Annotated in this window: 10 protein-coding genes; 2 read left to right on the plus strand and 8 right to left on the minus strand. The window is 57.9% G+C overall.

The genetic code is table 11. The features are described 5' to 3' along the window. Positions 1 to 2 precede the first annotated feature (2 nt). From ndhC to U6G28_01400, 3 genes are all read right to left on the minus strand, one after another. Entirely contained in the window at positions 3 to 365 is a 363-nt protein-coding gene (gene ndhC / locus U6G28_01390; protein WRS30373.1) for an NADH-quinone oxidoreductase subunit A, read from the minus strand. Between the two features lie 27 nt (positions 366 to 392). Beyond that, positions 393 to 1,673, minus strand: a complete 1,281-nt coding sequence (locus tag U6G28_01395; protein WRS30374.1) for a geranylgeranyl reductase family protein — start codon at positions 1,671 to 1,673, stop codon at positions 393 to 395. Positions 1,674 to 1,841: 168 nt separating this feature from the next. Then, positions 1,842 to 2,600, minus strand: a complete 759-nt coding sequence (locus U6G28_01400) for a class I SAM-dependent methyltransferase (protein ID WRS30375.1) — start codon at positions 2,598 to 2,600, stop codon at positions 1,842 to 1,844. Between the two features lie 120 nt (positions 2,601 to 2,720). Between U6G28_01400 and U6G28_01405 the strand changes: the two genes are divergently transcribed. Continuing rightward, positions 2,721 to 4,022 carry a chorismate-binding protein gene (locus U6G28_01405; protein ID WRS30376.1) on the plus strand — a complete coding sequence of 434 codons (1,302 nt, stop codon included), beginning with the start codon at positions 2,721 to 2,723 and terminating at the stop codon, positions 4,020 to 4,022. Here U6G28_01405 and U6G28_01410 read toward each other — a convergent pair whose 3' ends face one another. From U6G28_01410 to argF, 5 genes are all read right to left on the minus strand, one after another. Next, positions 4,023 to 5,555: a trypsin-like peptidase domain-containing protein gene (locus U6G28_01410; GenBank protein ID WRS30377.1), complete on the minus strand. Its 1,533-nt coding sequence runs from the start codon at positions 5,553 to 5,555 to the stop codon at positions 4,023 to 4,025. A 254-nt stretch (positions 5,556 to 5,809) separates the two neighbouring features. Continuing rightward, the gene (locus U6G28_01415; protein WRS30378.1) at positions 5,810 to 6,490 is read right to left on the minus strand and encodes a metal-dependent transcriptional regulator; all 681 of its coding nucleotides are present in this window, start codon (positions 6,488 to 6,490) and stop codon (positions 5,810 to 5,812) included. A 223-nt stretch (positions 6,491 to 6,713) separates the two neighbouring features. Further along, entirely contained in the window at positions 6,714 to 8,459 is a 1,746-nt protein-coding gene (gene menD, locus U6G28_01420) for a 2-succinyl-5-enolpyruvyl-6-hydroxy-3-cyclohexene-1-carboxylic-acid synthase (GenBank protein WRS30379.1), read from the minus strand. 111 nt (positions 8,460 to 8,570) lie between these two features. Beyond that, positions 8,571 to 9,626: an o-succinylbenzoate synthase gene (locus U6G28_01425; protein ID WRS30380.1), complete on the minus strand. Its 1,056-nt coding sequence runs from the start codon at positions 9,624 to 9,626 to the stop codon at positions 8,571 to 8,573. Between the two features lie 26 nt (positions 9,627 to 9,652). After that, complete coding sequence (gene argF / locus U6G28_01430) at positions 9,653 to 10,666, minus strand: ornithine carbamoyltransferase (GenBank protein WRS30381.1); 1,014 nt, start codon at positions 10,664 to 10,666, stop codon at positions 9,653 to 9,655. 30 nt (positions 10,667 to 10,696) lie between these two features. On the opposite strand from argF, the gene U6G28_01435 reads away from it, so the two are divergent. Then, a complete protein-coding gene (locus tag U6G28_01435) occupies positions 10,697 to 11,644 on the plus strand; it encodes a 1,4-dihydroxy-2-naphthoyl-CoA synthase (GenBank protein ID WRS30382.1) in 948 nt (315 codons plus the stop codon). The last annotated feature ends 6 nt before the right edge of the window (positions 11,645 to 11,650 follow it).

The raw sequence follows: 11,650 nt of genomic DNA on the forward strand, positions 1-11,650 counted from the left end.
TATCAGGTCCAGTCCAGGCCCTTGCGGCGTAGCTCGTAAAGATATGGAACGGTGATCAGCGCTAGGAACAACAGAATCGACACCAACCCAAACGGACCGAGCACGTCAAATGAAACGGCCCACGGGTAAAGGAAAACCACTTCGATATCGAAAATGATGAACGTCATCGCGACCAGGTAGTACTTGACCGGGAATCGACCGTCTTCAATGCGCTGCGGTCCCGGGTCGATACCGCACTCATAGTTCTCAGCCATGACCTTGTTCTTTTGGCTGGGGCCAAGAATCGCGGAGAGGCCCAGGCCAGCCACAGAGACTGTGAGTGCGACCGCTGCCATGATTAGCAGCGCTACATACGGGTTAGTCATCTTTCCTCCAAAATCCCCATCCCAGTGTCATGCTGACGGGACCAACTTCGTTAACGTCGTGATGATGCGGTCATCAATGTCCCCACCAGAACGCTCGTAGCCGTCAGACAAGAGCTTGTTTACAAACTTCATCAATCGGCGACGAGGTAACCCATAGTATGTGCAAAGCCGCATTATCTTTGGGTTTTCAATAAGTGCAACAAAAATCCGGCCCAGTGAATAATACCCGCCGTAGACGTTTTGCAACTGTTCAGGATAGGCGCTCATAGCCAGATCAAATGACGCTTCGGTGTCCCGCCCCAGTGCACTGGCAGTCGCATCGGCCAGAAGGCGGCCGGCCTTCATAGCGGGGGCAATTCCCTCTCCATTGAACGGTGAGACCATTCCCCCTGCGTCACCAACAAGGGCTAGTCCGTTGCTGTAGTGCGGTCCTCGATTGAAAGACATTGGCAACGCGGCACTGCGTAGCGGTCCGATCTGGTTCTCGGGCTTTATCTCCCACTCCGGCGGCATGTTTTGGACCCACTTCGAGAAAACCTCTCTGTAGGGCAACGTCGTAGAAGTCGCATCCGAGGACACTGAGCCCAATCCAACGTTCACGACTCCGTTTCCGAGCGGGAAAATCCAACCGTAACCTGGTAGCAGTTCAGACTCGCCTGGCTTCCCACTCCACAACTCCAGGTAGGACTCCATCCACGGATGATCTCCCCGTGGAGAACGGAAGTAGGTTCTGGCCGCGACACCGAGCGGGCGGTTGGTCTTTTTCTCCAGTCCCAGAGATGTCGCAAGCCTCGCTGAAACGCCCCCGGCGTCAACGATCAGCCGCCCAACTGCGGAGAACTCGCGCGCCTCGGCTCCTCGCCCAACACGGCCACGAACGCCGACCACACGTCCCGTGTCGGAAAGAATGGCTCCGGTTACCTGATATCCCTGGTACAACCTGGCCCCGACCTGCACGGCTCGTTCAATCAGGTCGTTGTCCAGCTCCATACGGGTGCGGGTCATTCCGTATCCGGGGAGGGAGGCCTGATCGGGCCACTCAAAGTACATCTCATTGCCGCCACCGACGACTCTCAGCCCGCGATTTCGAGCCCAACCGTCGGTATTTACTCCCATCAGCTGAATCTCAGAGACCGCCGCTGGGGTCAGGCCATCGCCACACACCTTGTCTCGCGGGAATGTCGCCTTGTCCAGGACGGCAACATCCAACCCCAAAGATGCAAGGTGATACGCGGCTGAGGAACCACCCGGACCGGCGCCAACGATGACGACATCGGCCTCGATGTTCGAGACTACGTCAGCGCCCAATTGAGTCTCCGTCTACCTAGCGTTGTGGCCACTTCAATCTGGTCCACTCGACTCCTGGCGACCGGACCGTCAACAAGCCTACTCATCGCCTCGAAAAAGCGCATAACGGGGTTGGTTACAGCAACCCGACACGAACCTGCGTGTTGAAATTAGGAAGGACTAAGTAACCTATTTATCCCACTGTAATCCGTGCCACTCAGCACTCCACGGCGCTAACGGATGCGGTCCGGGCTTGTACCCTCTGTGCAGAGCCACTGCGCCGAAAGTCAGGTTCCGGTATCCGACATCCTCAAGACCTGCATTTTGCATCATCCGACCAAGAGTCTGCTGATCGTGCCAGTCAAAAATCGACTCGGAAAGATAGTCGTATGCCTCGCCTGCCGGAGAGACCAAGCGAGCAAGGTTTGGTGCAAGAAACTCCAGGTATAGGGATTCAAAAGGAGCCACCACCGGCTTTGGCTTAGAAAACTCACAGACCAGCACGACTCCCCCGGGCCGTGTCACTCTGACCATCTCCGAAAGAGCCTCGTCAACCAGGTCCACGTTGCGCAGGCCAAAGCTAATGGTCACTGCATCGAATGAGTTGTCCTCAAACGGCAGATCAGTCACGGAACCCATGACAAACTCGATCTCCGGATGCCGCGTTCGTCCAACTTCAATCATTCCACTTGAGAGATCAACGGCCACTACCTGTGCTCCGGTCTTTCTAAGTGCCATAGATGAGGTTCCGGTACCCGCCGCGACATCCAGAACACGATCCCCCGGGCCGACCTTGATCGCCTGGTTTACCGCACGCCGCCAAACAAAAACTTGACCAAGGGAGATCACATCATTCGTTAGGTCGTAGTTTGGCGCCACGGCATCGAACATTGCCGCAACTTGCTGGGGGTCTTTATCCAGGTCAGCTCGCACATGGTTATCGGTCATGTATCGATTATCCACCGGCTACCAATCCCACTTCGCGCCCGTGAACGCACTTGGCTACCACCATCGTGGCGCGATACGGTCTGGGGAGCAAAGGTTTCAGTTGCGAGCAAAGGGGCGGTGATGACTACTCCATCTGACAAAGAGAACCCAAACACGGCAAGTAGTGAGGTTTCTGACGCTCTTCTTGTAAGGGTAAAAGAGGTCGACCAACTACCAGAAAACCTGATCTCCCTGGCCCCGACTCCCAATGCTTTCAGCTGCTGGCTCGGTGACCGAGTCGAACTGGTCGGTTGGGGATGCGCGCTACGGCTTCAGTTTGATGGGGTCCATGCAATCAGGGAAGCCGCACGCACCTGGGATCGCATTGCCGCCGCGGCCAGGATTGAGGTGCATCCTCGTTCAGAAGTGGTTCAGGATGAGTTGAAATGGCCCGTTGCAGTTGCTTCGTTTGGTTTCGCTTCGCACACACCGGGAGTTCTTCTGGTTCCCGCGTCGGCCGCCATCAGAGTTCACGGGGAACGCGGTAGTCGATGCTGGCTGGTTACTGCTGCACTGGGTAACTCGGCTCCTGAACCAGACTCTGTTCTGACGGCGGCAATCACTCCCATGGAGACCCCGTCGGGACTGTGGACGGATCCCGGACGAATGACGCAGTCCAAGTGGAAGGAAGCAGTCGGAAGACTGGTCATGATGCTGCGATCCGGGGCCGCCTCGAAAGTGGTGCTGACTAGGGACATCGTGGTCTCCGCAAGCAACCCGTTGGATGAACGTTACCTGGCGGACCAGTTGCAGCACCGCTATCCGACAACCTGGGTTTATGCCGTCGAAGGTCTGATTGGCGCAACACCCGAGATGCTGGCATCGCTGGACCGAGAACTGTTCGAGTCCCGAGTACTGGCTGGAACCTCCGCGCCAGGCAACGGGGCGGAGTTGCTTGACTCAATCAAGAATCGCACCGAACACCATCTCGCGGTTGAGTCCGTGGCCCGTGCCGTTGCCCCACTCACAGAGTCGATGAACGTTCCTGTTGAGCCAGAGCTACTTGAACTGCCCAATGTGACACACCTGTCTACCGAAGTAACGGCCATTATCAGGGACGCCAATGTTCTCGATGTTGTTGATGCCCTTCATCCCACCGCAGCCGTCTGTGGCACCCCAACAAAACTCGCCTTCGACATACTCGAAGGGATCGAAGGAACCCAGCGTGGGCGCTACACCGGCCCAGTGGGATGGGTCGACGGGAACGGAGACGGGGAGTTCGGAATCGCTCTACGGTGCGGCCAGCTTTCCGAAGACCGGGAATCGATCAGGGTCTTTGCGGGTGGCGGCATAATGCCTGACTCTAATCCCGACCTAGAGCTTGCCGAGACCAGAGCCAAGATGCGCCCGCTACTCGAAGCCCTCCAAGTAGAAAACCCCTAACTACTTTGACTGAAGGGTCGCCTCGACCTGCATGTCCTGTCCGTCTCGAACAACATCGAGCGTAACAACGTCGCCAACGGCGTGTCTGCGCACGTAGCCGGTTAGAGCAGCTGATGCGGTAACCGGTTTCCCGTCAATGCCGACGATGATGTCTCCGGTCTGCAGGCCCGCCTGTTCTGCGGCGCCCCCGGGAACAATCATCACAACCTCGGCCCCCAGTTGTCCGGAGTCTCCGCGGCTGAAGGATACCGACTGAATCGAAACACCCAGCAGGGCATGCTGCACGGATCCGGTGGTGATTATCTGATCTACAACGTTCTTAACCAGATCCACAGGAATAGCGAAGCCGAGACCGATTGATCCCGCAGTCTCCGCACTTGAGGAGTTGGAGGCAATCGACGAGTTGATCCCGATTACGTCACCGGTCGCTTCAAAAAGGGGCCCGCCTGAGTTACCCGGATTGATTGATGCGTCAATCTGGATCGCGTTAGTAACGACCATTTCGGCCGGCGCCTGATCGCTTGGGTCCAGCGGATCAATCTGGCCGGAAGCTGCCACCGAGACGGGACGGTCTAGAGCCGAGATGACTCCTGTGGTTACGGTGTCAGCCAAACCCAGGGGTGAACCAACTGCCATAACGGGTTGTCCGACCTTAAGGTCACTCGACGTTCCAAATCTTGCGGCAACCAGGTTCGCGCTGTCGCTGACCTTCAGAACCGCCAGGTCCGTCGTCTGGTCGGTGCCCAGGATTGTTGCCTCGTACAAAAGTCCGTCGTGGGTCGAAACCGTAATCTTCCCGCCATCTATCGCTGGCTCGACAACGTGGTGGTTTGTGACGATGTAGCCCGAAGAGTCATATACGACCCCCGAGCCTGTTGCAGCACTGGACTGCCCCTCAACAGTGATTGAAACGGTCGCCTGGCGAACCGTTGCCGCGACCTCTTCCCAATCGGGTGCAGCAACGCCCTCGGTGACCGGAGGAAGAACCTCTCCCGATTGTGTCGGGGTGCTGGTCGAGCTATTGATGTTAGAGGCCAACCCGTTCTCCACAAGACCGCTGTTGGTCATGCCAAACCAGAGTCCCGAGGTCAGGAGTGCAGTAACCACCATCGCGGTGACCAGTGCAAGCCAACCCGGGCCCCTCTTGGTCGCAACTGCTGTCTTCTGCGGCGGAGGCGCGCTAAGCGGCGGAACTCCACTATTCCAAGCTCCGCCTCCTCCTGCGGGAGGCGCAGGAGGACGAACTCCGCCCTGGCCTGACGCCGACGGGGTAGAAAACGGCTGAGTCACATAGGGATTTCGCGGGCCGCTTTGAGGCACTGAACTCTGGGGGGCGGACCCCTGAAACCCGCCCTGTGGGACCGAGTTCTGCGTCGCGAAACGTCTAGAAGGGTAGGGCGTCTGCCCAGGAGGGGCAAAGGGACTCTCACTACGTTGCCTAACCCATGAGTACTGAGAAGGGTCGCTGTCTGTCGGTGCCGGGTTGCCCGTGGGATTCAGCGGCTCTTGTCCCTGCGCGTTCTCTTCAGCCATTCAAGTCATCCTCGGATTCGTCAGCCACCGAATTCGTGGCATTCCTGGCCCAAGTATGCGACACATTTCCGAGACAAAACCTAAGCAAACCTGAACTTTCGCTGAGAGTGATTGACCCGTTCTCCGACTTAGTCGCCATACACGCCCCCGAGCCGACCGTGAGCACTGAGGGGTGTCTCCAAAATCCCTGCTCGCTGTGGTGCCCAGGAAATCCGCGCCCGAGCACAGGTTTAGGAGACACGCCCTGGTTACAGCTATCCGTGTAGAGCCGAGATGAACAGTGCCGACATCGCCCGGTTTCCAAGGACCACGGGCTCGGCTCGTTCCTCGTACAGAATCTGGACAGACTCTGAAAATGGGGGACCGTCCAAAACCTCAAGCCGCTTACCGACTCTGATCCCCTGCGAATCAAAGAACTGAAGAAGCGCGGGGTCCTCGTCCGAGATTCGCTCGACAACAACATTTTTCCCAACATCGCCGGTTGAAAGAGGCGCAGCTTCAAGCTGTAACAAAGTGCCGTCGGCAGCAGGAATGGGATCACCGTGCGGATCACGAGTCGGGTAGTTAAGGACCCGGTCGATCCGATCAATCATGAAATCCGAAACGGAATGTTCCAGAACCTCTGCCTCGTCATGAACCTGATCCCAGGAATAGCCCAGAACAGTCACCAAAAAAGACTCGATTAAGCGGTGACGCCGCACCATCGTCACCGCATATGTGTGTCCGCGATCAGATAGCGTCACAGAACCATATGGAGTGTGCTCAAGCAGTCCCTGCTCTGCGAGTTTGCGTACCCCATCCGAGACGGTTGAAAGTTTCAGCCCCGTTTTGTCAGAGATGAGTTTGGTAGTTACCGGCGAGTCGGACCACTCCGACAGACTCCAGACAGCTTTCAGATAATTCTGCGTGCTAGCGGACAGATCGGAGACGGACATATGACTTCCTCACTAGAAACACCTGAGTTCGGCCGAACGAACCCACACGGCAAACCTAGCATCGAGCGCTCACACGCGACATCGCGGCGACCCGGACCATTTGTCAATTGACGCGCAGGAACCGCGTACGAATCGAAGAGTGATCCGAGTTGCGAATCCAGACGGCACCAACCTGGCTGTATCCCCGATGCTGGCAATCATCGCGGATGGGCAGTAACCGAGGTCAGCTAAGAAGACTCGCTCGGGTCCTGACTGCCTCGAACCGCTCTGTCGGCAGTTCCAGGGGGATTCGGACCAGCGAACGGCCCTTCACAGGAGAGACCATGATTGCTCGGAGTTCTTCAATCGACTGAACTGACTCGGTCTTCCAGCCACATGCCTGTGCTACCGCGCATACGTCAAGACTCTGAGGAATTCCAAAATACTTCTGGTAGGTCTCCCAGTCTGTCGCAGGTCCGTGTTCTAGCGAGTGAAAAATACTTCCTCCGCCGTCTTCGAAGACAATCAATTGAATGTCCTGATCCCCGCTGGGCCTCGCGGAAAGACTCGGCAGGTCGTATGTGAAGCTTAGGTCTCCGAGCACCGCCCGCACTGGTGTGCCCAGCTGCTGCTGAAGTCCCAGCGCCGAGGCGATGGTTCCATCTATCCCAGCCAGTCCCCTGTTTGAGTAGACGCTTCTAGCTCCGGGGGCCGAAGCGCCAAGATCGAAGGAGCGAATCACATTTGAGGCGGCCAACCAAAGGCTGATGTCCCGGCTGTGTCGCCAGATCATTCGCGCGGCGCCCAGGTGCCCCAGCCCCCTCGACTCCTCTCGAACGACCGTTTCCACATCGGCTGCAATTTGTCTGCAATACTGCTGCCAGTTCCGTCTAGCAACATCGAATGACGCCTCGGATTCGCCATTCGGATCAGGAAGAAGATCCGAAACCACGTCCGTTGCCGTGCCCGTGACATCCTGCCACCGCTCAGACGGACTCACCACTATCTTTTTTGTCCCGTTCCCACCGATGTTGCCAAGCAGACGTTCCACCTCGCGCGACAGGGTCGGCCGACCAACCACTATGATCTGCTCGACAGACTCATCAGTATTGTTCTCCAGATCCCTCAGCAACCTATCCGCGACGAGTGGTCCATGAGGGAGCCAAGAAACCAGATCACACAAGCCCGACGATGGTTCCGCAATAATCGGGATACCTAGTTCGCTGGCGTACTCGGCCACCAAACGCGTGTGGGAACCCTCGCGCTTACCCGGCCCATCGCCAGCGACAACGACCGTACGAAGTGTTGGGTCCACGACCTGGGACCAGTAGACCCCTGTACCTGACGAGAATGAGGGCCCGACAGACGGTAACTCCACCACAGAAGTAGACGTCGATGTCGTCCCATTTCCTGGCGCGAGGGGTTCGCGCAGACAGACGTTCAGGTGCACGGGACCCGGTAATCCGCCGTGTCCACTTCCTCGCGCTGTCAACCTACGGACGCGGGAGGTAATGGCTCGCCGCATCCCTGGATCATCCGGGTCGTCAATGGCCGGAATCTGCGCATCGGCTACAACTGAAGCACCAAAAATCCCATTTTGCTCAGTGGTCTGGTTGGCTCCAACACCCTGGAGTTCAAACGGCCGATCCGCCGTAACAACGACCAACGGGAGACTCAGGTACTTGGCCTCTTCAATGGCTGGGTGCAGTTCAGATACTGCCGTGCCAGAAGTTGTAATAACTGCCACCGAGGAGTCTGCATCCTTCGCCCCCTGGAGAGCGCCCACCGCCCAGAAGCCAGCTCCACGTTCTTCAGCAAACGTGCAGACTGTCGCCAACCCCGCCTGCTCGTACCGAGCAAGTGCATATGCGAATGGGGCGTTCCTTGACCCCGAGCAGTAGGCAAACTTTCGGACTCCGCAAGAGATCAGCGAGCCGACGATCAGGCTGGCGGTCTCCAGCGATGCAGTGTTATGAGTCTGTTTCACCATGCAATCCTCACACGTTCTCGTTTGCCAATCAGATAGGGGACTTTCTGGGCCGATTTTACGGCGTGTCACCCTCCTATCTGATTGGAGATTGGGCCGGAAGGGAGGTTTCTTCTACCCGAGGGGAGCTACCAGATGGAGAGCCATGGCATCGAGTCGTTTGGTCCAGTCTTCAACAATCGACGAGGGAACCCGATCAGCGTGCACAGCGAGTTCTCCGAGTCGGACTGCCCGCGCGCTGTCGACCGACAGATAGCCGGGGGTTTGCTCCGCTGAGCTGAGTAGTGGGTCATCGACCACGTCAGCTGCCAGAAGAGAGCCCGTGTTGAGACCACAGGCATAATCGAGTCGCCCAAGGGCAGCCGCAAGTTCTACACCCGCCGCCAGACCGATCGAGGTGTCGAGGGCCGAAGAGACCACCGTGGGAAGTTTCAGTTCTCTCTCCACCCACAGACACCGCTTGATCCCACCAAGCGGAGCCACCTTCAGGACTGCGACATCAGCGGCATCACGAGCTAGTAGCGGGTCTTCCGCTCTGCGGATAGATTCGTCCGCCGCAATCGGCACCCCCGTTTTGGCGCGTACTCTCTTGAGTTCTTCCACACCAGCGCACGGCTGCTCCGCGTACTCAAGGCCACCCACTGATCGTGCCGCCTCGTCCAGTGCCCCCAACGCGGCGGCCGCCTCGTCAACGCCCCAGGCGGCGTTGGCATCGACCCTAACGCGGGCGCGCTCACCGTAGAGTTCGGCCAATAGCTCAGCCGTAAAGGTGACTCGGGCGAGGTCATGCTCGTCGAGCACTCCCCTGTCCGCCACCTTCACCTTGGCCGTGGTGCAGCCCGGTTGTCTCTCGATCCTAGCCTTCACCTGTGGCAGGGGTACGACTGGAATCGTGACATTAACCGGCACCTCACCTCGCCTCGGCGCTGGACCCTCTGCGGTCGCGCATTCTATTGCGCTTTCCAGCCACCGGGATGATTCCGACGGCCCATAATCCCAGAACGGCGCGCACTCGCCCCACCCGTTCTTTCCTCGAAGCAGAAGTCCCTGCCGCTGTGTTACACCCCGGAACCGGGTGGTCAGGGGGACCTGGTAGACAACCACCTCGTCCACGTCGCCGAGAAGCTGGCGCACATGGGCGGGTTCGGACCCGAGCGGAACAGCGCTCAAGCGTGGACGAACTGACACCTCGGAAGTTACGCCCTTCCGAGCGAACGGACCATCACGGCCTTGATGGTATGCATTCGGTTCTCAGCTTGATCGAAAGCAATGTTTCGCGGCCCCTCGAACACCTCACCGGTAACTTCGATGCCGTCCAACCCAAACTCGTTATAGATCTGCTTGCCAACGGTGGTGTTTAGGTCATGGAACGAAGGAAGACAATGCATAAACCTTGCCTGAGGTCCGGCCTTTGCCATCAGTTCTTCGGTGACCCGGTAAGGCAGGAGAATCCTGATCCGTTCCTGCCACACATCCATTGGTTCTCCCATAGAGACCCAGATGTCCGTGTGGACGAACTGCACCCCCTCGATAGCGTCCAAATCGTCCGTGACCGTGATCCGAGCCCCGGACTTCTCCGCGCGCGACGCTGCTTCGGCGATTACGTCCTCGGACGGCTGTAGCTCTTTCGGTGCGACGATACGAACGTCACTACCGAGCATTGCCCCATTGATTAGCAGAGAGCGCCCCATATTGAATCGAGCATCCCCAACGTACGCGTACGAGATGTCGGCGAAATCGCGTCCGTTGCTGTGCTCCAACATTGTCAGGGAGTCGGCCAGCATCTGGGTTGGGTGCCAGATGTCGGTTAGTCCGTTCCACACTGGGACGCCTGAATCGCGCGCGAGGATTTCGACGGCTTCCTGGCTGTCGCCGCGATACTCGATTCCGTCATAAAAACGACCCAGTACCTTCGCCGTGTCGGAGACGGATTCCTTGTGACCCAGTTGGGATCCAGTTGGATCAAGATAGGTGGTCATCGCCCCCTGGTCGGCAGCAGCCACCTCGAACGCACATCTAGTTCGAGTCGATGTCTTGGCGAAGATCAAAGCAATGTTCCTGCCGGACATGTACTTGGTTTCGGTACCGTCCTTCTTTTCCCGCTTCAAGATCGCAGCCAACTCAATAAGGTTTCTCCACTGCTCATCGGTCTCATCAAGTTCGCGCAGAAGGTTCGCGCCGGGCACCAGGAAGTGTTCAATGTTCGTCATGCTGAAATAGTACGGACTATCGTGGATGAAATGAGTAGCAAGACTATTGTCTCGGACACGTTTGATCCGTCGCGCTGGGAGGTTGTGCCCGGTTTCGACTTCTCAGATATCACTTACCACCGTGGAATCTCCAGGGGCAAGGACGACGGCGCGCCCGAGGGAGAGAACCTCCCATGGGTTCGAGTCGCCTTCAACCGTCCGGAGGTGAGAAACGCATTCCGCCCTCAAACCGTTGACGAACTGTTGATCGCACTCGAAGACGCACGCACCACCAGCGATGTTGCCGCAGTGATAATCACCGGGAACGGGCCGAGTCCCAAGGACGGCGGTTATGCGTTCAGTTCAGGGGGCGACCAGCGAGTTCGCGGCAAAGATGGATATCTGTATTCCCCGGATCCAAACTCCAAGACAGACAAGGCCCGCGCCGGTCGACTGCATATCCTCGAAGTCCAACGCCTGATCCGCTTCATGCCCAAGCCCGTCGTTGCAGCCGTGAACGGCTGGGCCGCTGGCGGCGGTCACTCGCTAGCGGTTGTCTGCGACCTTGCGGTGGCCTCGAAAGAACATGCAATGTTCATGCAAACAGATGCAAATGTGGGGTCGTTCGATGCGGGATACGGCTCTGCGCTCTTGGCCCGACAGGTCGGCGATCGACGGGCCAGAGAAATCTTCTTCCTGGCCAGACCGTATACCGCAGAGCAGGCAGAGCGCTGGGGAGCGATAAACGAGGCGGTTCCTCATAATCAACTTGAGGAAGCCGCTATCGGCTATTGCCGCACCATTGCGACGAAATCTCCACAGGCGATTCGAATGTTGAAGTATGCCTTCAATCTGGCCGATGACGGACTAGCCGGCCAGCAGATGTTCGCTGGCGAAGCGACGCGCCTCGCGTACATGACCGACGAAGCACGCGAGGGGCGGGACGCGTTTCTAGAGCACCGTGATCCGGACTGGTCAGATTTCCCGCATCACTACTAGCACAGG

This window comes from Actinomycetaceae bacterium MB13-C1-2, assembly GCA_035621235.1.
GTDB lineage: Bacteria > Actinomycetota > Actinomycetes > Actinomycetales > Actinomycetaceae > Scrofimicrobium.